Source organism: Micromonospora sp. NPDC051300 (assembly GCF_044455315.1).
Taxonomy (GTDB): domain Bacteria; phylum Actinomycetota; class Actinomycetes; order Mycobacteriales; family Micromonosporaceae; genus Micromonospora; species Micromonospora robiginosa.
On record NZ_JBITEP010000031.1, the window covers coordinates 25,773 to 50,639 of the forward strand.

Annotated in this window: 22 protein-coding genes; 15 read left to right on the top strand and 7 right to left on the bottom strand. The window is 72.1% G+C overall.

Annotation, left to right across the window (positions count from 1 at the left end; all coding sequences use genetic code 11):
* The first annotated feature begins 29 nt into the window (after nt 1–29).
* From ACIA5A_RS26110 to ACIA5A_RS26145, 8 genes are all read left to right on the top strand, one after another.
* Nucleotides 30–1,157, top strand: coding sequence for a TolB family protein (locus ACIA5A_RS26110; protein ID WP_396767076.1), 1,128 nt, complete (start codon nt 30–32; stop codon nt 1,155–1,157).
* Nucleotides 1,158–1,308: 151 nt separating this feature from the next.
* On the top strand, nt 1,309–1,617 hold the full coding sequence (locus ACIA5A_RS26115) for a YbaB/EbfC family nucleoid-associated protein (RefSeq protein WP_269694699.1): 309 nt from the start codon (nt 1,309–1,311) through the stop codon (nt 1,615–1,617).
* Nucleotides 1,618–1,625: 8 nt separating this feature from the next.
* Nucleotides 1,626–2,219, top strand: coding sequence for a recombination mediator RecR (recR, locus tag ACIA5A_RS26120; RefSeq protein ID WP_396767077.1), 594 nt, complete (start codon nt 1,626–1,628; stop codon nt 2,217–2,219).
* A 185-nt stretch (nt 2,220–2,404) separates the two neighbouring features.
* Nucleotides 2,405–4,075, top strand: coding sequence for an ABC transporter substrate-binding protein (locus tag ACIA5A_RS26125; RefSeq protein ID WP_396767078.1), 1,671 nt, complete (start codon nt 2,405–2,407; stop codon nt 4,073–4,075).
* A gap of 103 nt (nt 4,076–4,178) precedes the next feature.
* Nucleotides 4,179–5,186, top strand: coding sequence for an ABC transporter permease (locus ACIA5A_RS26130; protein ID WP_396767079.1), 1,008 nt, complete (start codon nt 4,179–4,181; stop codon nt 5,184–5,186).
* Entirely contained in the window at nt 5,183–6,223 is a 1,041-nt protein-coding gene (locus ACIA5A_RS26135; RefSeq protein ID WP_220138738.1) for an ABC transporter permease, read from the top strand. Before ACIA5A_RS26130 ends, ACIA5A_RS26135 begins: the two co-directional genes overlap by 4 nt.
* A gap of 43 nt (nt 6,224–6,266) precedes the next feature.
* On the top strand, nt 6,267–7,253 hold the full coding sequence (locus tag ACIA5A_RS26140; protein ID WP_396767080.1) for an ABC transporter ATP-binding protein: 987 nt from the start codon (nt 6,267–6,269) through the stop codon (nt 7,251–7,253).
* Nucleotides 7,250–8,356: an ABC transporter ATP-binding protein gene (locus tag ACIA5A_RS26145; RefSeq protein ID WP_396767081.1), complete on the top strand. Its 1,107-nt coding sequence runs from the start codon at nt 7,250–7,252 to the stop codon at nt 8,354–8,356. The genes ACIA5A_RS26140 and ACIA5A_RS26145 overlap by 4 nt, the downstream gene beginning before the upstream one ends.
* Before the next feature lie 46 nt (nt 8,357–8,402).
* Here ACIA5A_RS26145 and ACIA5A_RS26150 read toward each other — a convergent pair whose 3' ends face one another.
* Nucleotides 8,403–8,882, bottom strand: coding sequence for a hypothetical protein (locus ACIA5A_RS26150; protein WP_396767082.1), 480 nt, complete (start codon nt 8,880–8,882; stop codon nt 8,403–8,405).
* A complete protein-coding gene (locus tag ACIA5A_RS26155; RefSeq protein ID WP_396767083.1) occupies nt 8,864–9,523 on the bottom strand; it encodes an HNH endonuclease family protein in 660 nt (219 codons plus the stop codon). The genes ACIA5A_RS26150 and ACIA5A_RS26155 overlap by 19 nt, the downstream gene beginning before the upstream one ends.
* A gap of 102 nt (nt 9,524–9,625) precedes the next feature.
* Here ACIA5A_RS26155 and ACIA5A_RS26160 point away from each other — a divergent pair, with 102 nt between their 5' ends.
* A complete protein-coding gene (locus ACIA5A_RS26160; RefSeq protein WP_396767084.1) occupies nt 9,626–11,077 on the top strand; it encodes an MFS transporter in 1,452 nt (483 codons plus the stop codon).
* Between the two features lie 143 nt (nt 11,078–11,220).
* Here the strand turns inward: ACIA5A_RS26160 and leuA are convergent, their stop codons facing one another.
* Together leuA and ACIA5A_RS26170 are read right to left on the bottom strand one after the other, a co-directional pair.
* Nucleotides 11,221–12,963 carry a 2-isopropylmalate synthase gene (gene leuA / locus ACIA5A_RS26165; protein ID WP_396767085.1) on the bottom strand — a complete coding sequence of 581 codons (1,743 nt, stop codon included), beginning with the start codon at nt 12,961–12,963 and terminating at the stop codon, nt 11,221–11,223.
* A 237-nt stretch (nt 12,964–13,200) separates the two neighbouring features.
* Nucleotides 13,201–14,475 carry an MFS transporter gene (locus tag ACIA5A_RS26170; RefSeq protein WP_396767086.1) on the bottom strand — a complete coding sequence of 425 codons (1,275 nt, stop codon included), beginning with the start codon at nt 14,473–14,475 and terminating at the stop codon, nt 13,201–13,203.
* An 86-nt stretch (nt 14,476–14,561) separates the two neighbouring features.
* On the opposite strand from ACIA5A_RS26170, the gene ACIA5A_RS26175 reads away from it, so the two are divergent.
* Entirely contained in the window at nt 14,562–15,539 is a 978-nt protein-coding gene (locus ACIA5A_RS26175) for an ArsR family transcriptional regulator (protein ID WP_396767087.1), read from the top strand.
* A 58-nt stretch (nt 15,540–15,597) separates the two neighbouring features.
* On the opposite strand, the gene ACIA5A_RS26180 is transcribed toward ACIA5A_RS26175, so the two are convergent.
* Both ACIA5A_RS26180 and ACIA5A_RS26185 read right to left on the bottom strand, forming a co-directional pair.
* A complete protein-coding gene (locus ACIA5A_RS26180) occupies nt 15,598–16,128 on the bottom strand; it encodes a nitroreductase family protein (protein WP_396767088.1) in 531 nt (176 codons plus the stop codon).
* A gap of 83 nt (nt 16,129–16,211) precedes the next feature.
* Complete coding sequence (locus ACIA5A_RS26185; protein ID WP_396767089.1) at nt 16,212–16,964, bottom strand: hypothetical protein; 753 nt, start codon at nt 16,962–16,964, stop codon at nt 16,212–16,214.
* 207 nt (nt 16,965–17,171) lie between these two features.
* Here ACIA5A_RS26185 and ACIA5A_RS26190 point away from each other — a divergent pair, with 207 nt between their 5' ends.
* Nucleotides 17,172–18,437, top strand: coding sequence for an aspartate kinase (locus ACIA5A_RS26190; RefSeq protein WP_396767090.1), 1,266 nt, complete (start codon nt 17,172–17,174; stop codon nt 18,435–18,437).
* A gap of 5 nt (nt 18,438–18,442) precedes the next feature.
* Nucleotides 18,443–19,501 (top strand): aspartate-semialdehyde dehydrogenase, encoded by a 1,059-nt coding sequence (locus ACIA5A_RS26195; RefSeq protein WP_396767091.1) that lies wholly within the window; start codon nt 18,443–18,445, stop codon nt 19,499–19,501.
* Nucleotides 19,502–19,632: 131 nt separating this feature from the next.
* On the opposite strand, the gene ACIA5A_RS26200 is transcribed toward ACIA5A_RS26195, so the two are convergent.
* The gene (locus ACIA5A_RS26200) at nt 19,633–21,090 is read right to left on the bottom strand and encodes a diguanylate cyclase domain-containing protein (protein WP_396767092.1); all 1,458 of its coding nucleotides are present in this window, start codon (nt 21,088–21,090) and stop codon (nt 19,633–19,635) included.
* A gap of 142 nt (nt 21,091–21,232) precedes the next feature.
* On the opposite strand from ACIA5A_RS26200, the gene ACIA5A_RS26205 reads away from it, so the two are divergent.
* The 3 genes from ACIA5A_RS26205 (at nt 21,233) to ACIA5A_RS26215 (ending at nt 24,841) form a co-directional block, all read left to right on the top strand.
* Nucleotides 21,233–22,012 carry a metallophosphoesterase gene (locus ACIA5A_RS26205; protein WP_396767093.1) on the top strand — a complete coding sequence of 260 codons (780 nt, stop codon included), beginning with the start codon at nt 21,233–21,235 and terminating at the stop codon, nt 22,010–22,012.
* Between the two features lie 5 nt (nt 22,013–22,017).
* Complete coding sequence (locus tag ACIA5A_RS26210; RefSeq protein ID WP_396767094.1) at nt 22,018–22,788, top strand: histone deacetylase; 771 nt, start codon at nt 22,018–22,020, stop codon at nt 22,786–22,788.
* Nucleotides 22,789–23,098: 310 nt separating this feature from the next.
* The gene (locus ACIA5A_RS26215) at nt 23,099–24,841 is read left to right on the top strand and encodes a bifunctional metallophosphatase/5'-nucleotidase (RefSeq protein WP_396767095.1); all 1,743 of its coding nucleotides are present in this window, start codon (nt 23,099–23,101) and stop codon (nt 24,839–24,841) included.
* The last annotated feature ends 26 nt before the right edge of the window (nt 24,842–24,867 follow it).

Genomic DNA, 24,867 nt, shown 5'->3' on the forward strand with positions numbered 1-24,867 from the left:
CGGTGAGCAAAGTGGGAATTGTTCCTGCGGTGGTGGTTCTCGGGACCGCCCTGTCCCTGACCGCGGTGCCGGCGCCGGCGGGCGCCGCCCCGGCGCGCCAACCCGATCCGGCGACGACCCGGATCAGCGTCTCCAGCGACCGGGCCCAGGCGAACGAGCGCAGCTCCAGCAGCAGCTCGTCGCGCACCGGCCGCTGGGTCTCCTTCGCCTCCCGCGCGTCGAACCTGGTGCCGGGGGACACCAACGGCGTGGTCGACGTCTTCGTCCGGGACCGGGTCGCGGCCACGATCGTCCGGGTGAGCGTGCCCGCCGGCGGTGGGCAGGGCAACGGCGACAGCACCGTGCCGAGCATCAGCCAGGACGGCAGGTACGTCGCCTTCAGCTCGTTCGCCAGCAACCTGGTGCCCGGGGACACCAACGGGTTCCCCGACCTGTTCGTCCGGGACCTGCTGCGCGGCACCACCAGCCGGGTCAGCGTCCCCGCCACGGGCGGCCAGGACAACGGTCCGAGCGGCTTCTCGTCGTCGACGATCAGCGGCGACGGTCGGTGGGTGATCTTCGAGTCGACGGCGTCCAACCTGGTGCCCGGCGACACCAACGACGCGCCGGACGTCTTCCTGCGCGACCTGAGGCGCGCGGTCACCTCCCGGGTCAGCGTCTCCTCCACCGGAGCGCAGGGCTACGGCGTCAGCAGTGATCCGGCGATCAGCGCCGACGGCCGGTACGCCGCGTTCAGTTCCTGGTCGTCGAACCTGGTGCCGGGCGACACCAACGGCGTCGACGACGTCTTCGTCCGGGACCTGGCCGCCGGCGTGACCCGCCGGGTGAGCGTTGCCGCCGGTGGCGTCCAGGCCAACCGCGGCAGCAGCCAGCCCGCGATCAGCGGCGACGGGAGGCGGGTCGCGTTCGTCTCGGGGTCCACCAACCTGGTGCCGGGGGACACCAACGGGACCGAGGACGTCTTCCTGACCCGGTGGTCGACCGGGACGACCACCCGGCTGAGCGTCTCGGCCGAGGGTGCCCAGGCCGACAGCTTCAGCAACGACCCCTCGATCGACCACCGAGGGCGGTACGTGTCGTTCACCTCGTACGCGTCGAACCTGGTGCCCGGCGACACCAACGACATGCTCGACGTCTTCGTCGCCGACGCCGGCTGAGCCGGGGTCGCCCGTCGTCCTGGTGGTCGCGGCGCGCACCGGCGGGTGGGCTGCCGTGCGGGACCGGCTGCTCACAGCGGATAGGCTGAGCGGCGGCCGAGCAGACGAGTGCGATAAGGAGCGGCCCGTGCGCCCAGGTGGACAGCCCAACATGCAGCAGATGCTGAAGCAGGCGCAGAAGATGCAGCAGCAGATCGCCAACGCCCAGGCCGAGCTGGCCGAGGCGGAGCTGACCGGGACCGCGGGCGGTGGCCTGGTGACGGCCACCGTCGCCGGCACCGGTGAGCTGAAGGCGATCAAGATCGACCCGAAGGCGGTCGACCCGGAGGACGTGGAGACCCTGGAGGACCTGGTCGTCGCGGCCGTGCACAACGCCGCCGAGGCGGCCCGGGAGTTGACCGAGAAGAAGATGGGCCCGGTCGCGGGCGGGATGGGCGGCCTCGGCCTGCCCGGTTTCTGAGCCGGCAGATGTACGAGGGTGCCATCCAGGACCTGATCGACGAGCTGGGTCGGCTGCCGGGCGTGGGCCCGAAGAGCGCCCAGCGGATCGCGTTCCACGTCCTGTCGGCGGATCCCGCCGACGTCAACCGGCTGGCCGGCGCGCTGCGCAAGGTCAAGGACCTGGTCCGGTTCTGCACGACCTGCTACAACGTGGCCGAGTCCGAGCACTGCCGGATCTGCCGCGACCCGCGGCGTACCGACGAGGTGCTCTGCGTGGTCGAGGAGCCGAAGGACGTGGTGGCGATCGAGCGGACCGGCGAGTTCCGTGGGCGCTACCACGTGCTCGGCGGCGCGATCAATCCGCTGGAGGGCATCGGCCCGGACAACCTGCGGATCCGTGAGCTGATGACCCGGTTGAGCGGTGGCGAGGTTCGCGAGCTGATCCTCGCCACCGATCCGAACACCGAGGGCGAGGCGACCGCGACCTATCTGGCGCTGATGGTCAAGCCGATGGGGATCGCGGTGACCCGGCTGGCCAGTGGCCTGCCGGTCGGCGGCGACCTGGAGTACGCCGACGAGATCACGCTGGGCCGCGCCTTCGAGGGGCGTCGGGCGGTCTGAGATCCCCGGTCCGGTGGTGGGCGGCGTACCCACCACCGGACCGTTGTGCGAGCCGGCCTCGGAAGGTGTCGGCTTGATAGCGATTGCCCTTCGCCCGTTCCTCTTCTGTGTGACATGCCATAACCTCCCGCTCACGGACTGAGTCACAGCTCGGCGTGGACACATGTGCATGACAGAGGTGAGAGATGCAGGCGAGCAGGCTGAAAACGGCCATGGCCCTCGCGGCCGCGGCCGCCCTGGCGGTCGGTGCGTCCGGTTGCGCGAAGAGCGACCGCGAAGAGGGCGGCGGTGACGCCAAGACCGGCGGCACCTTCGTCTTCGCCGGAGCCGGGGACCCGAAGAACTTCGACCCGATCTTCAACGACGACGGTGAGTCGTTCCGGCCGATTCGCCAGATGTACGACACCCTCGTGCAGAACAAGCCCGGCACCGCCGAGCTGCAGGGTGCCCTGGCGGAGAGCTGGGAGCACGACCCGGACGGCAAGGTCTGGACCTTCAAGCTCCGCAAGGGCGTGAAGTTCCACGACGGCACCGACTTCAACGCCGCCGCGGTCTGCTTCAACTTCGACCGCTGGTTCAACATGAAGGGCGCCGCCGCCCAGTCGCAGATGATCTACTACTCGGACACGTTCGGCGGCTTCGCCAAGAACGAGGCCGAGGGCGTCGGCCAGCCGGTCTACAACAAGTGCGAGGCGAAGGACGACGGCACCGCCGTCGTCACGATGAACCAGTACAAGGGCGCCTTCCCGGGTGCCTTCGCGCTGACCGCGCTGTCGATCGCCAGCCCCGAGGCGCTGAAGAAGTACGACGCCGACTCGGTGAAGCAGAACGGCGACTCGTTCGAGTACAGCGCGTTCGCCAACGAGCACCCGGTGGGCACCGGCCCGTTCAAGTTCGCGGGTTGGGACAAGGCCAAGGGTGAGATCACCCTGGACCGGAACCCCGACTACTGGGGCGAGAAGGCCAAGGTCGACAAGCTGATCATCAAGATCATCAAGGACGAGAACACCCGCAAGCAGGAACTGAAGGCGGGCACCGTCCAGGGCATCGACTTCCCGGCCCCGGCCGACCGGAAGGCGCTCGCCGGCGAGGGCTTCCAGGTCCTCGACCGCCCGGCGTTCAACATCCTCTACCTGGGCATCAACCAGAAGAACCCGAAGCTGAAGGACCTGAAGGTCCGGCAGGCGATCGCGTACGCGCTCAACCGCCAGCAGCTCGTCCAGACCAAGGGCCCGGGTGGCACCAAGGTCGCCGACCAGTTCATGCCGGACACCGTGCTCGGCTACGCGCCGGACGTGCAGAAGTACGACTACAACCCGGAGAAGGCCAAGCAGCTGCTCAAGGAGGCGGGCGCGGAGAAGTTGACCCTCAACTTCTTCTACCCCACCGACGTGTCCCGGCCGTACATGCCGAACCCGCAGGAGATCTTCACCGTCCTCGCCAACGACCTGAAGGCCGTCGGCATCACGGTCAACGGTGTGGCCCGCCCGTGGAACGGTGGCTACAAGGACGACGTGCAGCAGTTCGGCAAGCACGACCTGCACCTGCTCGGCTGGACCGGTGACTACAACGACCCGGGCAACTTCGTCGGCACGTTCTTCGGCCGCGGGAAGGTCGAGTTCGGCGACCAGGGCATGACCGAGATGTTCGACGCCATCGCCAAGGCCGACGGCACGGTCGACGAGGCCGGCAAGAAGGCCGCCTGGGAGCAGGTCAATCGCGACATCGCCGCCAAGTGGCTGCCGGCCGTGCCGGTCTGGCACGCCCCGCCGGCCATCGTGGTCACCAAGGACGTCAAGGGTCTCGTCGCCAGCCCGCTGACCGACGAGCGGTTCAACACCGTCAGCGTCGGCTGAGGCGGCTCCACCGCTGACGCCACACGCGGAATCGGCCCGGGCCGGGCACTCGCTCCCGGCCCGGGCCGACCCGCTGTTCAACCGAGAATCTGGTGTGTGAGAGATGTTGCGAGTCATAGTTCGCCGCCTGCTGCAGCTGGTGGTGACCCTGATAGGGCTGTCCGCGCTGGTCTTCGTCTGGCTGCGCAACCTGCCCGGCGGCCCGATCGAGGCGCTGCTCGGCGAGCGGGCCACGCCGGAGCGGCGGGCGTTGCTGGTCAAGGCGCTCGGCTACGACCAACCGATCCTGGTGCAGTACGCGAAGTTCATGCAGCGGCTGCTGACCGGCGACTTCGGCAACTCGATCCGGAGCGGTGACCCGGTCACCGAGGTGATCGGTCGAGCCTTTCCGGCCACCGTGGAGCTGGGCGCCGCCGCCATGATCATTGCGATCGGGCTCGGTGTGCCGCTCGGCTACCTGGCCGCCCGACACCGGGGCCGGCTGCTCGACAACCTGAGCATCGGCGGCACGCTGCTCGGCATCTCGATCCCGATCTTCTTCCTGGGCTACCTGCTCAAGGACGTGTTCACCCAGAACATGCACCTGTTCCCGCCGTCCGGCCGGATCAGCACCGGGCTGGACAACACCGACGTCACCGGCTTCTTCGTGCTGGACGGGCTGCTCACCCGGGAGTTCGACGCCACCGGCGACGCGCTCTGGCACCTGATCCTGCCGGCGGTCACGCTGGCCACCATCCCGCTGGCGGTCGTCGTCCGGATCACCCGGGCCAGCGTGCTCGACGTGCTCAACGAGGACTACGTCCGCACCGCCGAGGCGAAGGGCCTGCGGCACAAGACGATCCGGGGCCGGCACATCCTGCGCAACGCGCTGCTGCCGGTGGTCACCACCATCGGCCTGCAGACCGGCGCGCTGCTCTCCGGCGCGGTGCTCACCGAGCGGGTCTACAACTGGGGCGGCCTCGGCACGCTGATCTACGACTCGATCAGCGGCGGACGGGACTACCCGGTGCTCCAGGCGTTGATCCTGCTGGCCGCGCTGGTCTTCGTGCTGGTCAACCTCCTGGTCGACCTCTCCTACGCCTTCATCGACCCGAGGGTGCGTGTGCGATGAGCGATCCCATCACCCGGCCCACCGTGGGCACGCCGCGCGAGAGCGTGGACCCGTCGGCCGTCACCGAGAAGCGCGAGGGCAGCCTGCCCCGCGGTCTGGACCGGCTCGGCGAGCGCAAGCGCGCCCGGTTGGAGCAGTTGGCCCAGGCCACCGCCGACAAGGGCGGCGTCAGCCTGGTCCGGGACGCGTTCCGCCGGCTGCGGCGCAACCCGACCGCGATGGTAGGCGCGGCGATCGTGGCGCTGTTCGTGCTGGTCGCGATCTTCGCGCCGCTGCTCGCGCCGCACGACCCCGCGCAGCGCTTCGACGAGCTGACGAAGAACCTGACTGTCGACAACATCCCGGGCGCGAGCAGCGGATTCCCGCTCGGCTCCGACCCGCTCGGCCGCGACTTCCTGTCCCGGATGATCCACGGCAGCCGGCAGACCCTGTTCGTCGGCGTGCTCGCCACGCTGATCGGGCTGGCGCTGGGCGTGCTGGTGGGCGCGCTCGCCGGCGCGTTCGGCGGCTGGGTCGACAACATCCTGATGCGCTTCACCGACGTGATGCTGGCCCTGCCGGCGCTGCTGCTGGCGATCAGCCTGGTCGCCCTGGCCAGCCGGTCCAGCCAGTGGACGGTCATCCTCGCGGTGGCCATCGTGAACGTACCGATCTTCGCCCGGCTGCTGCGCGGCTCGATGCTCGCCCAGCGGGAGAGCGACCACGTGCTGGCCGCCCGGGCGCTCGGCGTCAAGCGGGGGGCGATCGTGCTGCGGCACATGCTGCCCAATGCGATGACCGCGGTGATCGTGCAGGCGACGCTGACGCTCTCCACCGCCATCCTGGAGGCCGCGTCGCTGTCCTTCCTCGGTCTCGGCGACCCGGACATCAACCGCGCCGAGTGGGGCCTGATGCTCGGCGTGGACGGTCAGCGTTACTTCGAGGTCCGGCCGGAACTGGCCTACTTCCCGGCCGCCGCGATCATCGTGGTCGCGCTCGGCTTCACCCTGCTCGGCGAGGGCATGCGCGAGGCCATCGACCCGAAGAGCCGGCGGTGACCCCGGTGCGGACCAACGACCAGCACGATGAGGACGTGACCCGATGAGCCTGCTCGACGTACGCGACCTGAGCGTCGTGTTCCAGCGCAAGGGTGAGCGACCGTTCACCGCGGTCGACGAGGTCAGCTTCAGTGTGGAGCCGGGGCAGACGGTCGGCCTGGTCGGCGAGTCCGGCTGCGGCAAGAGCGTCACCAGCCTGGCGATCATGGGTCTGCTGCCGCGGCGCGGCAACAGGGTCACCGGCGAGGTCAACTTCGACGGCGCCGACCTGCTGAAGCTGCGCCCGGAGGACCTGCGGGACCGGCGCGGCCGGGACATCGGCATGATCTTCCAGGACCCGCTCTCCTCGCTGAACCCGGTCATCCCGATCGGCACCCAGGTGGCCGAGGTGCTCGAACGGCACCGGGGCATGGACCACAAGGCGGCGCTGAAGGAGGCCCGGGAACTGCTCGACGCGGTCGGCATCCCGGACCCGATGCGGCGGCTGAAGGAGTATCCGCACCAGATCTCCGGCGGGATGCGGCAGCGCGCCCTGATCGCCATCGCGCTGGCCTGCAAGCCGCGGCTGCTGATCGCCGACGAGCCGACCACCGCCCTGGACGTGACCATCCAGGCGCAGATCCTCACGCTGCTCAAGCAGCTCGTCGACGAGACCGGCACCGCGCTCATCATGATCACGCACGACCTGGGCGTGGTGGCCGGGCTCTGCGACACGGTGAACGTGCTCTACGGCGGCAAGATCGTGGAGCGGGCGGAGCGGCACGAGCTGTTCGCCCGGCCGGAGCACCCGTACACGCACGGGTTGCTCAACTCCGTGCCGCGGCTCGACTCGCCGCGCGGCGAGCGGCTGCACGCCATCCGTGGCTCGGTGGCCGACAACATCCCGTGGGCCGAGGGCTGCGCGTTCGCGCCCCGGTGCGACAACGTGGTGGACGCCTGCCTCGACGGGACGCCCCCGCTGGAGCCCACCGCGAACGGCGGCGACCTGCGCTGCAACAACCCCGTTTCCGAGGAGGTGGCGGTCCCGTGACCGAGTCGACCGAGCGGACCGGACCGCTCATCGAACTGCGTGACGTCAAGGTCCACTTCCCGATCAAGAGCGGCGTGCTCGTCGACCGGACGATCGGGCACGTCTACGCCGTCGACGGCGTCTCGCTCTCCATCAACCGGGGCGAGACGTACGGGCTGGTGGGCGAGTCGGGCTGCGGCAAGTCCACGCTGGGCCGCGGCCTGCTGCGGCTGGTCGAGCCGACCGACGGCGAGATCGTCTTCGACGGCACCGACCTGCGCTCGCTCAAGGGCGAGCCGATGCGCCGGATCCGTCGCCGGATCCAGATGATCTTCCAGGACCCGCTGTCCAGCCTCGACCCGCGGCAGTCGGTGGAGTCGCTGCTTGTCGAAGGGCTCAAGGCGCACGGCCTGGCGAAGGACAAGGCGGCCGTCGCCAAGCGGCTCCGCGAGGCGCTCGCCGCGGTCGGCCTGCCCGCGTCGGCGCTGAGCAAGTATCCGCACGAGTTCTCCGGCGGCCAGCGCCAGCGCATCGGCATCGCCCGCGCGCTGGTGCTCGATCCGGACCTGATCGTCGCCGACGAGCCGGTCTCCGCGCTCGACGTGTCGATCCAGGCCCAGGTGCTCAACCTGCTCGACGAGTTGCAGGAGGAGCGCGGCCTCACGTACCTGATCATCGCGCACGACCTGGCGGTGGTCCGGCACATCGCCGACACGGTCGGGGTGATGTACCTCGGCGGCCTGGTCGAGGAGGCGTCCAGCGACGACCTCTACCGGGAGCCGATGCACCCGTACACCAGGGCGCTCATGTCGGCGGTGCCGGTGCCCGACCCCCAGGTCGAGGACCGGCGGGAGCGGATCCTGCTCGCTGGAGACCTGCCGTCACCGGCGAACCCGCCGGCCGGCTGCCGGTTCCACACCCGCTGCCCGTGGGCCCAGCCCACCCGCTGCGCCGACGAGCGGCCCGCGCTGCGCGAGGTGCTCGACGGGCACCGGGTCGCCTGCCACTACGCCGAGGACATCGCGGCCGGGAAGATCCGGCCGCACGAGGTGGAACCGGAACTGGTCCGGCCGGACGACGGCGCGGCGCCGGGCGAGACCGGGGAACTCATCCCCACCCCGTGACACGAGGACGCGTCGGCCCCGCCCGGGGCCGACGCGTCGCCTCGACTCAGCCCTCGGGGCGGTTGAGCAGCCCCACCGCGATCGTGTGCACCGCGTCCAACGCGGCCGGGTCGGCCAGCGGCGCGCTGCCACCGGTCACCGCGTACCACTCGTCGGCGTCCTTGTACTGCACCCGCAGCCGCACCGTGCCGTCGGCGTGCTCGGTGCGCAACGTCAGCTCACCGGTCACCACGCCGGCCTCGTCGGTCATCACCCCGCCCGGACCGGCCGTGATGTCGGCCGTCCGGGTCGCCGGTCCGGCCGGCGCGCCACCGGTCGGCGCGCCCGGCGCCGCGTCGGCGGACATGCCCGCGCCGGAGACGTCGGCGGGCGCCGCCGGTCGACCGTCCGCGGTCATCCCGGCCGAAGCCGGACCGCCGGTCGGCGCCGACCCGGTGCCGGCCGCCGCGGCGTCGTCGCCGGTGGCGTCCGGCGTCTTCTCCGGAGCCGGCGCGCCACCCGCCCCGGTCACGGCTTGCTCGCCCATGTGCAGCCCTCCAGCATGTCGGTGAGGGCGGCCTTCTCGGCAGTGGTGACCGTCAGCCGCCAGTAGTGCTTGACCGTCACCCAGTCGGCGGCGTACTGGCACCAGTACGACCGGTTCGCCGGCTTCCACTGCGACGGATCCTGGTCACCCTTTGCCCGGTTGGAGCGCGCGGAAACCGCGATGAGCTGCGGTCGGGTCAGGTCGTTGGCGAAGTCACCCCGCTTCGAGTCGTCCCACTCGTCCGCGCCGGAGCGCCAGGCGTTGGCCAGCGGCACGGTGTGGTCGATGTCGACGTCCGCCGGGTCGGTCAGCTCGACCCCGTCGTAGACGCTCTCCCACCGCCCACCGACCACGTTGCAGCCGGAGAGCTTGATCCCCTCACCGTCCTTCTGGAGGACGCTGTCCCGCACGTCGCAGTTCTTGCCGGTGTCCCGCCAGTGCGGGAACCGCGTGCGGCTGTAACCCTTCATCGACCCGGCAGTGGCCACGGTGAGCTGGCCGAGCTGCTGATTCACGTTTCCCGAGGCGCTCGGCGCCGTGTCCGGCTCGGTGACGGCGGGGTCACAACCGGCCGCGCCGAGGGCCAGCACCGTGGTGAGCGCGGCGGTCAGCCCGGCTCGGACTCCTGAACTCGTACGCACAGACGACACCTCTCCAGCTTGCGGGCTCCGGGCGAGTCCGCACAGTACCCGGAGCCGGTTTCTCTGATTCGTGGCGTCGGTGGTGGATCGAGGGCAGAGTGGATGGACGTGACGTCACCCGCTTCCGCGCCCCGCCTGCGTACCGGAACCGCCGCCGGACGCGGCACGCTGCTCGCCGCGGTCCTCGCCTCCGGCATCGTGTTCCTGGACAGCACCGTGGTCAACGTCGCGCTGCCCCGACTCGGCGCGGAACTGGACGCCACGGTGGCAGGTCTCCAGTGGACCGTGAACGGCTACCTGCTGATGCTCGCCGCGTTCGTGCTGCTCGGCGGCGCGCTCGGCGACCGGTTCGGCCGGCGGCGGATCTTCCTGCTCGGGGTGGTCTGGTTCGCGGCGGCGTCGGTCCTCTGCGGGCTGGCCCAGGGCACCGGCTGGCTCATCGCCGCCCGGTTCCTCCAGGGCGCGGGCGGGGCGCTGCTCACCCCCGGCTCGCTCTCCGTGCTCCAGGCCAGCTTCCACCCGGACGACCGGGGCCGGGCGATCGGCACCTGGTCCGGCCTGTCCGGTGTGTCCACCGCGCTCGGGCCGCTCGTCGGCGGCTGGCTGATCGACGCGCTCTCCTGGCGGTGGATCTTCTTCGTCAACGTGCCGCTGGCCGTCGGCGTGGTGCTCGCCGCGATGCGCTGGGTGCCGGAGAGCCGGGACGAGACGGTCTCGCGTACCGGTGGGGAGCACCACGGGTTCGACGTGGCCGGCGCGTTGCTCGGCGCGCTGGCGCTCGGCGGCGTCACGTACGCGCTCATCGACGCCCCGGCGCACGGCGCCTCCCCGGCGGTGCTCGCCGCGGCGGTGGCCGGTCTGGCCGCCGTGGTGGTCTTCGTGCTGGTCGAGCGGCGGCGCGGAGACACCGCGATGCTGCCCACCGGACTGTTCTCCAGCCGGCTGTTCTCGGTGCTCAACATCTTCACCGTGGTGGTGTACGCGGCACTCGGCGGGTTCACCTTCTTCCTCGCCGTCTACCTGCAGAACGTGGTCGGCTGGTCGGCGCTGCTCACCGGCCTGGCCACGGTGCCGATGACGGTGCTGCTGCTGGTCGGCTCGCCCCGGGCCGGCGCGCTGTCCGCCCGGATCGGCCCCCGGCTGCCGCTCGCCGTCGGCCCGGTGATCGCCGCGGCCGGCCTGCTGCTGTTGCGCCGGGTCGGGCCGGGCGCCTCGTACTGGGTGGACGTGCTGCCCGGCGTGGTGCTGTTCGGCGCCGGGCTCACGCTCGTGGTGGCGCCGCTGACCACGTCCGTGCTCGGCGCCGTGTCGGACCGCTTCGCCGGGGTGGCGAGCGGCTTCAACAACGCCGCGTCCCGGGCCGGCGGCCTGCTCGCGGTGGCCGCGCTGCCGCTGCTGGTCGGGCTCTCCGGCACCGGGTACGAGCAGAAGGGCGCGCTGGCCGACGCCTACCGGGGGGCGTTGGCGTGGTGCGCCGGGCTGCTGCTGGCCGGCGCCGTGCTGGCCGCGGTGCTCATCCACCGCCCGCGGGAGAAAGGCGGGGCCCCCTCTTAACGCCTCCGGTAGAGGAGGGGCCCCTTGTTAACACGCCCGCCGCGCCGCGCCCCGCCGCGTGCGGCGCGCGGGTGCGAGTGGGAGATGTTAAGCGGGGCCCCCTCTTATGCGTGAAGCGTTAAGAGGGGGCCCCGCCTTGCACCTCAGCGGGTGCGGTTGACGGCGCTGGTGACCGCCTTGATGGAGGCGGTCACGATGTTGGCGTCCACCCCGACGCCCCACACCGTCCGGCCGTCCACCTCGCACTCCACGTACGCGGCCGCCTGCGCGTCACCGCCGGAGGAGAGCGCGTGCTCGTGGTAGTCGAGCACCCGTACCGCCACGCCCAGCGACTGCAACGCGTTGACGTACGCGTCGATCGGGCCGTTGCCGATCGCGGCCAGCGCCCGCGTCTCGCCGTCGAAGCCGACCCGGGCGTCGATCTCGACCTTCCCGTCGACGGTGCCGATGGTGTAGCCGGCCAGCGTGACCGTCGGGTCGACCTGGTGGTCGACCAGGTAGTTGCGGGCGAAGATCTCCCACATGGTGCCCGGCTCGACCTCGCCGCCGTCGTGGTCGGTGACGGCCTGCACCACGCCGGAGAACTCGATCTGGAGGCGGCGCGGCAGGTCGAGCTGGTGCTCCGACTTCATGATGTACGCGACGCCGCCCTTGCCGGACTGCGAGTTGACCCGGATGACCGCCTCGTAGGTGCGGCCCAGGTCCTTCGGGTCGATCGGCAGGTAGGGCACGGCCCAGGTGAACTCGTCGACAGGCACCCCGGCCGCCGCCGCGTCGGCGTGCAGCGCGGCGAAGCCCTTGTTGATGGCGTCCTGGTGGGAGCCGGAGAACGCGGTGTAGACGAGGTCGCCCGCGTACGGGTGGCGCTCGTGCACCGGGAGCTGGTTGCAGTATTCGACGGCGCGCCGGATCTCGTCGATGTTCGAGAAGTCGATCATCGGGTCGATGCCCTGCGAGAAGAGGTTCAGGCCCAGCGTCACCAGGTCGACGTTGCCGGTGCGCTCGCCGTTGCCGAACAGGCAGCCCTCGATCCGGTCGGCGCCGGCCAGCAGGCCCAGCTCGGCGGCGGCCACGCCGGTGCCCCGGTCGTTGTGCGGGTGCAGGCTGAGCACCAGGCTGTCCCGCCGGGGCAGGTGCCGGTGCATCCACTCGATCGAGTCGGCGTAGACGTTCGGCGTCGCCATCTCCACGGTGGCCGGCAGGTTGACGATCAGCTTCCGGTCCGGCGTCGGGTCGATCACCTCGATCACCGCCGCGCAGACCTCCAGCGCGTACTCCAGCTCGGTGCCCGTGTAGGACTCCGGCGAGTACTCGTAGTGGATGTCGGTGTCCGGGGTGTGGATCTCCGCGTACTTCTGGCAGAGCCGGGCGCCCTGGGTGGCGATGTCGGTGATGCCGTCGCGGTCCAGGCCGAAGACCACCCGCCGTTGCAGCGTCGAGGTCGAGTTGTAGAAGTGCACGATGGCCCGCCGGGCGCCGCGCAGCGACTCGAACGTCCGCTCGATCAGGTGCTCCCGGCACTGGGTGAGCACCTGGATGGTGACGTCCTCCGGGATCAGGTCCTGCTCGATCAGCTGGCGGACGAAGTCGAAGTCGGTCTGGCTGGCCGACGGGAAACCGACCTCGATCTCCTTGTAGCCCATCTGCACCAGGAGCTGGAACATCCGGCGCTTGCGCTCGGGCGACATCGGGTCGATCAGCGCCTGGTTGCCGTCGCGGAGGTCGACGGCGCACCAGCGGGGCGCGGCCTCGACGCGGCGGGTGGGCCAGGAGCGGTCCGGCAGGTCGATGCGGAACTGCCTGTCGTACGGGACGTAGCGGTGGACCGGCATCCGGCTCGGGCGCTGCCGGGCGAACGGGTCGGTCTCGGTGACGGGTTGAGCCATCTCGGAGTGCTCCCTGGAACATGTGGCGTCAGCAGATCGGAAGGTGTCGGCGAGGTGCCGGGCGACGGTGCGCGGCGGTGCCGAGGGAAAGTTCGGATGTGCTGGACGGCGCGGTTCAACTCCGCGACGAGGTGCCGGCCGGTCAGGCCTCGTCGCGGCAGCCAAGGAGAAGAGACGCCTGCCACATGACAGAGTCACCCTACGTGGTGGGACGGGCGGTGGGAAGGCCGGTCCGGACTATGGGACCGGAGTCACCGTGCGAGTGGCCTCCGGCGCCTCGCCCAGCCGGGGCGTCCGCTCGGCCCGGGCCACCGCCGGCACGATCGCCAGCCCGACCAGCACGAAGATTCCCGCCGCCGGGTACCAGCCCCAGCCGCTCGTGCTCACGCCGAGCGCGGTCAGCCCCGCCGGGGCGATCAGGAACTGGAGTTGCGAGCCGAGCCCGAACGCGCCCACGTACGCGCCACGCTGGGCGGCCGGCGGCAGCGTGGCGGTGAGCCCCCAGGTGCCCGCCGACTCGATCAGCTCGGCCAGGATGAGCAGCGTCGCGGCGGCCACCAGCGCCACCACCGTCAGCCAGCCCCGGGTCCGCGCGGAGATCGGCAGGACCACGCAGAACAGGGCGATCAGCAGCGCGCCCCGGCGGGATGCCCGCGCCGCGCCCGACGCGGTGTCCGCGCCCCGGCTGGCCCGCACCTGGAGCAGCACGATCAGGACCGTGTTGAGCAGCACCAGCGCGGCGATGATCGTCTTCGGCGCGTCCGTGTGGGTGAGGATCCACAGCGGCATCACGGTGAGATAGAGCGTCTGGTGCGCGGTGAGCAGCCCGGACAGCAGCGAGACGGCCATGAACGGGCGGTCCCGCAGCACCGCCAGCCGGCTCATCGGCTCGGTCGGCCGGGTCACCTCCGGCAGCCGGGGGAGCCGGTTCACGAAGCCGGCGGTCACCAGGAAGACCACGGAGATGAACCAGACCATGCCCCGGTACGCCCAGATCGTGTCGATCGCCAGCACCAGGCCGCTGATCAGCGCGCCCAGCCCGAAGCCGACGTTGAGCGAGGACCGCTGGTAGGCCATCGCGGTGACCCGTTCCTCCGGCCGCAACACGTTGATCGAGTAGACCTGGCGGGCCACCCCGGTCGCCGCGCCGGTGACGGCCAGCGCGAGCACCACGGCGAGGAAGCCGGCGAAGCCGGTGACGAGGGGGTACGTCGCGAACAGCGCCGCGTCGAGCAGCAGGCAGACGATCCACACCCGCTGCGGGCCGTACCGATCGGTGAGGCCGCCCAGTGGCACGGTGCCGAGCAGCAGCGCCCCGGCGGCCAGCGAAAGACCGAGACCGACCTGGGCCGGGCTCAGCCCCAGCGCCCGGGTGAAGAAGACCGCGCTGCCGGCCTGGAACAGGCCGTGGCCGATGGCGAACACCATGGCCTGCAGGGCCAGGGCGCGGGTCAGCCCGGCCGGCGGTACGACGTGTCGGACGGCGGTGCGGATGCTCTCTCTGGCCCCCATGGCCGTTGAGCCAACCGTGCCCCCGCGCTCCGGTCGAACAATTTAGTCTGGGTCGAATCCTGGCTGCGGGGGTGCGGGTGTCCGAGTTGCGGTTCAATCTGGCCGACGTGGCGGGCGTGCGCTTCGCGGTGTCGCCGGTCAACGAGACGGTGATGAGCCTCTGGGCGCTGTCCCAGCCGGTCCGCTACGCGGTGCACCTGCCGTGGATCGACCGGGCCCGGTCGACGCTGCGCCGCCCGGAGGTGGCGGTCCGGGTCCGCCCGCTGGTGGAGCTGGCCCTGCCGCGTCGTTGGCTGCCGGACTTCCTCACCCCGGCCGCCCGGCCGGACGCGGGGATCACCGAGCAGCTCGACCAGATCGCGGCGACCCCGCCGGACGTGGTGGTCCAGGACCTGCTGGCGACCCTCCCGAGCCGGCCGCTGAGCCCGTTCGGGTCGGCATTGCTGGCCGATCCGCGCGGACTGCTGCCGCGGCTCGTGGACGCCGTGCGGATCTGGCACGACGAGGCCATCGCCCCGGACTGGCCGCGCATGCGGGCGCTGCTCGACGCCGACGTGGCGCACCGGGCCGCCCAGCTCGCCGAGGGTGGCGCGGGTCGGCTGTTCGAGCAGCTCCACCCGAGCCTGCGCTGGCTCGGTGACCGGGTGGTCAGTGACGACCCGTTCGAGCGCGACTTCGACCTGCGCGGGCGGGGCCTGGCGTTGAACCCGAGCGTGTTCACCGACCGACGGGTGCTGTGGAACCTGCTGGAGGACTCGTTGCCGGCCGGGGCGTACCCGGTCCGGGCGGTCGGGACGCTCTGGGAGCGGGCCCCGGCGCCGCCCGGCGACCCGCTGGCCCGGGTGGTCGGCGCCGGTCGGGCCGCGCTGCTGCGCCTGCTCGACTCGGCGGTGACCACTTCCGACCTGGCCCGGCTCACCGGGATGTCGGCCGGGAACGTCTCCCAGCACCTCACCGCGCTGCACGCGGCCGGGCTGGTGGCGCGGTCCCGGGCCGGGCGGCACGTGCTCTACCGCAACACGGAGGTCGGCGACGCCCTGCTGAGGGCCGCGCGCGGCGCCTGACGCCGCACCACCGAACCGCAGCGACGCATCCCGGCGAGGTCGCGCGTCCGGTGACGCCTCAGCTCAGGAGCAGGGCGGGGACCGGCCGCCGGCGGCGGAGCGCGGTCTCCCGGGCGTACAGGTCGGGCGGGAGCGTGGCCGGGTCACCGAGGCGGCCGATCGCGGCCACCGCCAGCGGCCGGATGTCGTCGGGCAGGTCCAGTTCGGTGGTGAGGCGGGCGCGGTCGAGCCGGGTGAGTTGGCGTACGTGCAGGCCGAGCGCGGTGGCCTGGACGGTGAGGTGGGCGACCGCCTGGCCGAGGTCGTACGCGGTCCGTTCCGACCCGCCGCCGGCGTGCGCGGCGAGCAGCAGGGCGGCGGCGTGTCGGGCCCAGCCCTGGTCGGGATCGGGCAGGCCGACCAGGATCCGCTTCCAGGTCTCGTCCTGTCGGTGGCCGAGCGCGAACCGCCAGGGTTGGGCGTTGCCGGCCGAGGGCGCCCAGCGGGCCGCCTCCAGCAGCGCGGCCACCTCGTCGGCGGTCAGCTCCGCGTCCGGGTCGAACGCGCGAGGGCTCCACCGGAAGGCGAGCAGCGGGGTCAGGTCGGTCATCGGCTCAGCGTCCCCGATGACCGTTTTGCCGGGTCAGGGAGATCGTTCGAGTGTGGGCAAGGACACCCGTAACGGACAAAAGGCTAGGACGTTCCGTCCGGGTCGACCGGCTCGCCCTCGGTCACCGCGGCGGCCAGCTCGACGGTCGCCGGCGGCGGACCGGGTCGGCCGGTCAACGTGAGGCTGCCGAGCGTGGCGCGGACCGCCACCGGCGTGCCGTCCTCGCCGAAGCAGTAGACGCCCTCGTCCAGCGGCGCGTTCATCGAGGCGGCGGTGGAGTCGACCGCGTAGCACCGGCCGGTGACGCCGGCCGGCGGCGTGGCGGGGGAGACCGCGAGCGGCGCCTCCCGGTCGGTGAGCACCTCCAGCCAGTCGGTGAACGGGTGCTGCACCCGTGGATCCAGCCGGCGGGGCACCGCGTCGTCGGTGTCGCCGAGGCGGACGCAGCCGGCCTGTCGCACTCGGGCGGTCGAGGGCAGGGCGCACTGGAACAGCCCGTCCGAGGTGCCGGCGAGCGACACGTCCACCGTGCCGCCGCGCCCCCAGCCGGGCAGGTCGACCCGCCAGCCGCCGTCGTTGGCGTTGGTCCACGTGACCGTCCGGGACGGCCCGGCGGGCGGCGCGAAGGCGTACGTGGCGGTGAAGTGGCGGTCCTGCGCGGCGGCGGCCAGCCCGGCCAGCTCGTCGCGGGCGGCGTCGACCTGTACCGGCACCGGATCGGCGCCGTCGGTGGGCGTCGTCCGGGGGTGGTCGGCGACGCAGGAGGCCAGCAGCGCCGGCAGGGTGAGCGCGAGTACGCCGGTCAGTGGCCGGGCCGCGCGTCGGTGAGCGTGCACCGGGTCATTCTGCGACGTCGCGAGGGTCGAGGTCAGCCCACCGTACGGTTGTACCGGTTGGCCGGCCCGGGCCGGATGGTGGGATCACCCGCTCCGGCCGCGCGGCCCGCCCGATACCCTGAGGACGTCTGACACGCGCCGCCGGACCTTTCAGACCCGGCGGCGTCGGCACGCTCAGGGCAGTCACTGGGAGGGGAGCGCACCGTCGTGGCACTCGTGGTGCAGAAGTACGGCGGGTCCTCCGTCGCCAACGCGGAGCGGATCAAGCGGGTGGCCGAGCGCATCGTGGCCGCCCGCAAGGCCGGCGACGACGTGGTGGTGGTGGTCTCCGCCATGGGCGACACCACCGACGAGCTGCTCGACCTGGCCAACCAGGTGAGCCCGCTGCCGCCCGGCCGCGAGCTGGACATGCTGCTCACCGCCGGCGAGCGGATCTCGATGGCGCTGCTGGCCATGGCCATCCACAACCTGGGCTACGAGGCGCGCTCGTTCACCGGCTCGCAGGCCGGTGTGATCACCACCTCGGTGCACGGCCGGGCCCGGATCATCGACGTGACGCCGGGACGGCTCAAGGGCGCGCTGGACGAGGGCGCCGTGGTCATCGTCGCCGGTTTCCAGGGCGTCTCGCAGGACACCAAGGACGTGACCACGCTCGGCCGGGGCGGCTCGGACACCACCGCGGTGGCGTTGGCCGCCGCGCTCCGGGCGGACGTCTGCGAGATCTACACCGACGTGGACGGCATCTTCACCGCCGACCCGCGGATCGTGCCGAACGCCCGGCACATCGCGCGGATCACCTACGAGGAGACGCTGGAGCTGGCCGCCTGCGGCGCGAAGGTGCTGCACCTGCGCAGCGTCGAGTACGCCCGGCGCGCGGGGTTGCCGATCCACGTCCGTTCGTCATACTCGACCAACACCGGCACGATGGTCACCGGATCGATGGAGGACCTTCCTGTGGAACAGGCACTGATCACCGGGGTCGCCCACGACCGCAGCGAGGCGAAGATCACCATCGTCGGGGTGCCCGACGAGCCGGGCGCCGCCGCGCGGATCTTCGACACCGTCGCCGGCGCCGAGATCAACATCGACATGATCGTGCAGAACGTGTCCACCGAGGGCACCGGACGCACCGACATCTCGTTCACGCTGCCCAAGACCGACGGTCCGACCGCGATGGCCGCGCTCAGCAAGATCCAGGAGTCGGTCAAGTTCAAGGGCCTGCTCTACGACGACCACGTCGGCAAGGTCTCCCTGATCGGCGCCGGCATGCGCTCGCACCCCGGCGTCGCCGCCGGCTTCTTCGCCGCGCTCGGCACCGCCGGCGTGAACATCGAAATGATCTCCACCTCGGAGATCCGGGTTTCCGTGGTCTGCCGCGACACCGACCTCGACAAGGCGGTCCGGGCCATCCACGACGCCTTCGAACTGGGTGGTGACACCGAAGCCGTCGTCTACGCCGGCACCGGGCGGTAGCGCGGATGCCGCCGCTGCCCACCCTCGCCGTGGTCGGGGCGACAGGTGCCGTCGGCACGGTGATGTGCCAGATCCTCTCCTCCCGTCGCAACGTGTGGGGCGAGATCCGGCTGCTCGCGTCCGAGCGCTCGGCCGGCCGTCGCGTGTGGTGCCGGGGCGAGGAGTTGACCGTCCAAGCCGTCAGCCCCGAGGCGTTCGACGGCGTCGACGTGGCGATGTTCGACGTGCCCGACGACGTCTCGGCCGAGTGGGCGCCGGTCGCGGTGGCCCGCGGCGCGGTGGTGGTGGACAACTCCGGCGCGTTCCGGATGGACCGCGACGTGCCGCTGGTGGTCCCCGAGATCAACCCCGACCAGGTGCGCCGCCGCCCCAAGGGGATCGTCGCCAACGCCAACTGCACCACGCTCGCGATGATCGTGGCGGTCGCCCCGCTGCACCGCGAGTACGGCCTGCGCGAACTCGTCCTCGCCTCCTACCAGGCGGCCTCCGGGGCGGGGCAGGCCGGGGTGGACGCCCTGCACCTGCAGCTCGGCAAGATCGCCGGGGACCGGGTGCTCGGCTCCCGCGCCGGCGACGTACGCCAGGCGGTCGGCGACGAGCTGGGCCCGTTCCCGGCGCCGCTGGCGCTCAACGTGGTGCCCTGGACGGGCTCGCTGGCCGACGCCGGCTGGTCCTCCGAGGAGCTGAAGCTGCGCAACGAGTCGCGCAAGATCCTCGGGCTGCCCGACCTGAAGGTCTCGGCCACCTGCGTGCGGGTGCCGGTGGTGACCGGTCACTCGGTCGCCGTGCACGCCGTCTTCGCCACCGAGGTGGACGCCGAGGGCGCCCGCGAGGTGCTCCGCAACGCGCCCGGCGTGATCCTGGTCGACGACCCGGGCGCCGGTGAGTTCCCGATGCCCATCGACGCGGTCGGCACCGACCCGTCCTGGGTGGGCCGGATCCGCCGCGCCGTCGACGACCCGAGAGCCCTCGACCTCTTCGTCACCGGCGACAACCTCCGCAAGGGCGCCGCCCTGAACACCGCCCAGATCGCCGAACTCCTGGCCCGCGAACTGACCCCCTGACCCCCTGACCCCCTGACCCCCTGACCCCCTGACCCCCGCGATCTTGCAGTTTCCGCCCCGACGAACGGTGCATGTGCCGCATTACCCGGGCCGAAAGTGCAAGATCGACGCGGGAGGGGGTGGGGCGGGGGTCAGGCGGCGGAGAGGTGGACTCCGTCTCGGCCCTGGCGCTTGACCGCGTAGAGGGCCTGGTCGGCTCGGTGCAGGGTCCGGTCGGGGGTCTCGCCGGGGCGGGGCAGCGCGATGCCGACGCTTATCGTCCGGCCGGTGCGGCGGGCCGCCTCGGTCAGCCGCTCGGCGATCCCCACCGCCTCCTGCGGGTGGCTCACCTCGATCACCGCGACGAACTCGTCGCCGCCGGTGCGGTACAGCTCGTCACCCTGACGCAGCGCGCCCTCCAGCGCCCGGGCCAACCCCACCAGCAGGCGGTCGCCGGCCTGGTGGCCGTACGTGTCGTTGACGTCCTTGAAGCCGTCCACGTCTATCGCCAGCAGGGCGGTACGCCCCGGCGTGGCGCTGGCGATCCGCTGCCCGAACGGCCCGGTGTGCCGCAGCCCGGTGAGCGGGTCGGAGCTGGCCTGCTCGCGCAGGCGCGCCAGGGTGCGCAGCCGGTCGAGGCAGGTCCACGCCTGCCCGGCCAGCAACTCGATCAGGTTGACAGTGGTCGGGTCGGGGCGCAGCGAGCGTTCGTCGGCGACCAGTAGCACGCCGCCGGCGGTCGGCGCGCCGACCGGCACCGCCACCAGCGTGCGCGCGCCGGCGCGGGTCAGCGGCAGATATTCCTCGGTCGGCGGATGCCCCGCCTCGCCCAGCGTGTACGCCGAGCCGTACCGGTGGGCCCGGTCGATCATCCGGTCCAGCGCGACCGGGCCGGCCTCGGTCAGCTCGGCCCGGATCCGTGCCTCCAGGTCACCCGGGGTGTCGGTGGGCGCGCCCAGCCGGGGGCCGCGCCGGCCGGTGAGCACCAGCACGGCCGCGGAGAGCGCGGACACGTCCCGGGCCGCGGTGATGGCGGCGGTCATCAGGTCCCAGTCGGTCGGCGCGGCGGTGAACGCGGCGGCGTGCCGGAGCAGCTTCTCGCTGCGGCTCTCCGCCGGCGGTCCGCCGAGCGCCGCGATCCGGGCGCCGAGCCGGTCGGCCAGCCGTTCGGCGGTCTCCCGCCACGGGGCCAGCGCCACCGGGTCGCTCCACTGCAGGTCGAGCACGCCGATCGGCCGGCCGGCCGGGTCGCGCACCGGCACGCACAGCTCCGCTGTCACGTCGGGCCGGACCGGCAGGTAGTCGGGGTCGACGCTGACGTCGGGCACGGCGGCGCTCTCACCTGAGGCGTAGACCCGCCGCACCACCGACGGCTCGGGCCGGAGCCGGGCCGGACCGGCGCCGTCGGCGGTGGCCGGCACGTGCGAGAAGACCTGCCAGGCGCCGGTGGCCGCGACGCACCTCAGGCGGTCGTGGACCCGGAGCAGGACGGTGGCGGTCGCCGGGGTGTGCCGGGCGAGCGCGGCGACGGTCCACTGGCACGCCTCCGGCACGGTCGACGCCGTGGGGAGGCGCACCGTGACGTCGCGGAGGACTCGCTCGTGATCCACGTCGTTCCTGCTGGGAGGGGGGATGGACGCGATCAAGCGTACTCAGCGCGGGCACCGTCGACCTTCGTACACATGTGCTATCCACAGGCTGTGGACACTGCCTGTGGGTACGGTGGAGATCCCGGGCCCCGAGGAGACGCCGATGCTCATCGCCCAACTCAGCGACCCGCACGTGACCACCGGTCCGCTCGCCGCCGAGCCGGCGTCCGGACTGCACCGGGCGTTGGGCACCGTGCTCGCCCTGCGTCCCCGGCCGGAGTGCGTGGTGGTCACCGGCGACCTCACCGCCAACGGCCGGCCGGACGAATACCTGGCCCTCCGCGAGATCGTCGGTCGCTTCCCGCTGCCGATCCACCTGGCCACCGGCAACCACGACGACCGGGAGTCGTTGCTCGACACCTTCGGCGGCACTCCCCACCTGGCCGGCGGCTTCTCCGCGCACTACCACGTCGACCATCCGGACGCGACGCTCGTGGTGCTCGACTCGCTCGCCCCGGGCGGGTCCGGCGGGCGGCTCGGCGACGAGCAGCTCGACTGGCTCGACGGGGTGCTCGCCGGCCGGCCGGAGGCCCCCGCCGTCGTGTGCCTGCACCATCCGCCGGTCGCGGTGGGCGTCCCGGCCGCGGACGCCGTCGGGCTCGCCGACGCCGACGCGCTGGCCGCCGTGATCGGGCGGCACCCCCATGTCGTACGCGTCACCGCGGGCCACCTGCACCGGCCGGTGACCAGCGCGTTCGCCGGCACGGTGCTGACCACCGCGCCGAGCACCTGGGTGCAGGCGAGCCTGACCATGGCCGACGAGGACGAGATCGGCTGGGTCGCCGAGCCGACCGCGTTCCTGCTGCACCGGGTGGCCGACGGCGGCTGCGTCACGCACACCGTCCAGGTCAGTCACGCGGGCGGGCGGACCTGCTGGTTCTGAAGTCCGTGTCGCTCCTCTGGTACGTGGCCTACGGGTCCAATCTGCACGCCGCGCGGCTCGAGTGGTACCTGCGCGGTGGGCAGCCGCCGGGCGGGCTGCGCACGTACCCCGGTTGTCGGGACTGCCGGCCACCGCGCCGGACGGTCCCGGCGCTGATCCCCGGCGGGATCTACTTCGCCGGCGAGTCCCGGGCCTGGACCGGCGGCATGGCGTTCTACGACCCGGAGCTGCCGGGCCGGGCGGCGGTCCGCGGTTACCTGGTGACGGTCGAGCAGTTCGCCGACATCGCGGCCCAGGAGATGTACCGGCCGCCCGGCGCCGACCTGGCGGGAATCCGCGCGGCGGTCGGGACCGGCCGGGCCACGCTCGGTCCGGGCCGCTACGAGACGCTGCTGCGGGTCGGTGAGCGGGACGGCCTGCCGATGCTCACCTTCACCGCGCCGCACCGGGCGGTGCGGGTGCCCTGGACCCGTCCGGCCCCGGTCTACCTCGGCATGCTGGCACGCGGGCTGCGGGAGGCGCACGGCTGGGACGTCGCCCGGACCGCCGACTATCTCGCCGGTCGGCCGGGGGTGGCCGGGCGGTGGAGCCGGCGCGCGCTGCGCGCACTGGTCGGCGCAACGGCCCCGCCCCCGCCCTCCGGCGCTCCGGTCGAGTTCGGACAGTCCGCTCCGACCGCCGGATCGGTGGACATGAACGACCGTTCGGCCGGCAGCGGGTGCCCGCCGGGCGTTTTTCCGGACAGGAAGGTTGCCAGAGCAAGGTTTTCCGCGTGACATGAGCGACGGTGCCGGCTTCCTGGTCCCTGGGGGCCGGCACCCTCAGCTTCCCGCGTACGCCGCGCCGAAATTCACCTGACCGTCATGTCGGACTCGTCGGGCAGACCGGTACCTGTCGCCGGGTACGCCGAGGATTCGGAACGCCACCCCGGTCGACCTGCGGCCCGGTGGATGAGAAGCTACCCCGGGCGGGGCGGCGGTCCCCCGAGCGCCGCCTCCCGCGATCGACCCCTGTCACGGCACGGATCAGGGTCACCGGGCGAACCATCGCCCGGCCACCACGCGCCGGTATCTCACGAGGAGTTCCATGTCCGTCTCCGGGATGCGCCGCCGGGCCACCGTAGGCCTGGCCGCACTCGCCGCGACCGCGTTCACCGCGGTCGCCGTCACCCCCGACCAGGCCGAGGCCCACTCGAAGCCGGTCGACGTCCAGCTGCTCGCGATCAACGACTTCCACGGCAACCTGGAGCCGCCGACCGGGTCCAGCGGCACCATCGACGGCAAGACCGCCGGTGGCGCGGAATACCTGGCCAGCCACCTGAAGGCCATGCGCGCCGCGGCCCAGGCGCAGGGCAAGGGCACCGTCACGGTCGCCGCGGGTGACCTGATCGGCGCCTCGCCGCTGCTCTCCGCCGCGTTCCACGACGAGCCCACCATCGAGGAGATGAACCTCGCCGGGCTGGAGTTCGCCAGCGTCGGCAACCACGAGTTCGACGAGGGCGCCAAGGAGTTGCTGCGGATGCAGCGCGGCGGCTGCCACCCGGTGGACGGCTGCGCCGACGGCACCCCGTTCGAGGGCGCCAAGTTCAAGTACCTCTCCGCGAACGCGTTCAAGACCTCCACCGGCCTTCCGCTGATGCAGCCGTTCGGCATCAAGATCGTCAAGGGCGTGCCGATCGGCTTCATCGGGATGACCCTGGAGGGCACCCCGAACATCGTCAGCCAGCAGGGCGTCGCCGGCCTGCGCTTCACCGACGAGGCCGACACCGCCAACAAGTACGCCAAGATCCTGCGACTGCTCGGCGTCAAGAGCATCGTCGTGCTCCTGCACGAGGGCGGCGTGCAGAACGGCGGCGGCATCAACGACTGCACCGGCTTCAGCGGCCCGATCGTCGACATCGCCAACCGGATGGACCCGTCCATCGACGTGATCGTCAGCGGGCACACGCACGCCGCGTACAACTGCAACATCAACGGCAAGCTGGTCACCAGCGCCAGCTCGTTCGGCCGCCTGGTCACCGACATCAACCTGAAGATCGACCCGCGTACCCGGGACGTCGTCAGCGCGTCGGCGAACAACGTGGTGGTCACCCGGGACGTCGCCAAGGACCCGGCCTCGACCGAGCTGATCAACCACTACAAGACCGCGCTCGGCCCGGTGGCCGACCGGGTGGTCGGCGAGACCACCGAGGCGATCACCAAGACCCAGGAGAACCTCTACCAGACCGGGGTCGACGCCAACGGCAAGCCGACCTACCAGACCGGTGAGTCGCCGCTGGGCAACCTGATCGCCGACGCGCAGCTCGCCGCGACCGACAACGAGCAGAACGCGGTCGCCGCGTTCATGAACCCCGGTGGGGTCCGCGCCGACGTCGACGCCGGCCCAGTCACCTACGCCGAGGCGTTCACCGTCCAGCCGTTCGCCAACAACCTGGTCACGCTCGACCTGACCGGCGCGCAGCTCTACTGCATGCTGGAGCAGCAGTTCACCGTCGCCCGGGTGCTCTACGCGTCCTCGACGGTCAACTACGTGGTCGACGTCAACGGCACCACCGCACCGGCCGGCACGCCCTGCGCCGGCACCCGGGTGGTCCGGGGCAGCCTCACCATCAACGGCACCCCGGTCACCGACGCCGCGACCTACCGGGTCACGGTGAACAACTTCCTCGCCGGTGGCGGCGACGGCTTCAGCGTCCTGACCGGCGGCACCAACTCGGTGACCGGCCAGATCGACCTGGACGCCTTCACCGCGTACCTGACCGAGAAGTCGCCGGTGTCCGCGCCGGCCCTGGACCGGATCCGGACCACCGCGGAGGTCCCCGCGGCCTGACCCGCATCGTCGACGGGCCCCGGAGC

Bases quoted from the DNA above. Each gene is read 5' to 3' on its own strand.
- ACIA5A_RS26115 (WP_269694699.1), top strand. From the start codon at position 1,309: ATGCAGCAGATGCTGAAGCAGGCGCAGAAGATGCAGCAGCAGATCGCC.
- recR (WP_396767077.1), top strand. From the start codon at position 1,626: ATGTACGAGGGTGCCATCCAGGACCTGATCGACGAGCTGGGTCGGCTG.
- ACIA5A_RS26125 (WP_396767078.1), top strand. From the start codon at position 2,405: ATGCAGGCGAGCAGGCTGAAAACGGCCATGGCCCTCGCGGCCGCGGCC.
- ACIA5A_RS26130 (WP_396767079.1), top strand. From the start codon at position 4,179: ATGTTGCGAGTCATAGTTCGCCGCCTGCTGCAGCTGGTGGTGACCCTG.
- ACIA5A_RS26135 (WP_220138738.1), top strand. From the start codon at position 5,183: ATGAGCGATCCCATCACCCGGCCCACCGTGGGCACGCCGCGCGAGAGC.
- ACIA5A_RS26140 (WP_396767080.1), top strand. From the start codon at position 6,267: ATGAGCCTGCTCGACGTACGCGACCTGAGCGTCGTGTTCCAGCGCAAG.
- ACIA5A_RS26150 (WP_396767082.1), bottom strand. From the start codon at position 8,882: ATGGGCGAGCAAGCCGTGACCGGGGCGGGTGGCGCGCCGGCTCCGGAG.
- ACIA5A_RS26160 (WP_396767084.1), top strand. From the start codon at position 9,626: ATGGACGTGACGTCACCCGCTTCCGCGCCCCGCCTGCGTACCGGAACC.
- leuA (WP_396767085.1), bottom strand. From the start codon at position 12,963: ATGGCTCAACCCGTCACCGAGACCGACCCGTTCGCCCGGCAGCGCCCG.
- ACIA5A_RS26170 (WP_396767086.1), bottom strand. From the start codon at position 14,475: ATGGGGGCCAGAGAGAGCATCCGCACCGCCGTCCGACACGTCGTACCG.
- ACIA5A_RS26180 (WP_396767088.1), bottom strand. From the start codon at position 16,128: ATGACCGACCTGACCCCGCTGCTCGCCTTCCGGTGGAGCCCTCGCGCG.
- ACIA5A_RS26195 (WP_396767091.1), top strand. From the start codon at position 18,443: ATGCCGCCGCTGCCCACCCTCGCCGTGGTCGGGGCGACAGGTGCCGTC.
- ACIA5A_RS26205 (WP_396767093.1), top strand. From the start codon at position 21,233: ATGCTCATCGCCCAACTCAGCGACCCGCACGTGACCACCGGTCCGCTC.
- ACIA5A_RS26215 (WP_396767095.1), top strand. From the start codon at position 23,099: ATGTCCGTCTCCGGGATGCGCCGCCGGGCCACCGTAGGCCTGGCCGCA.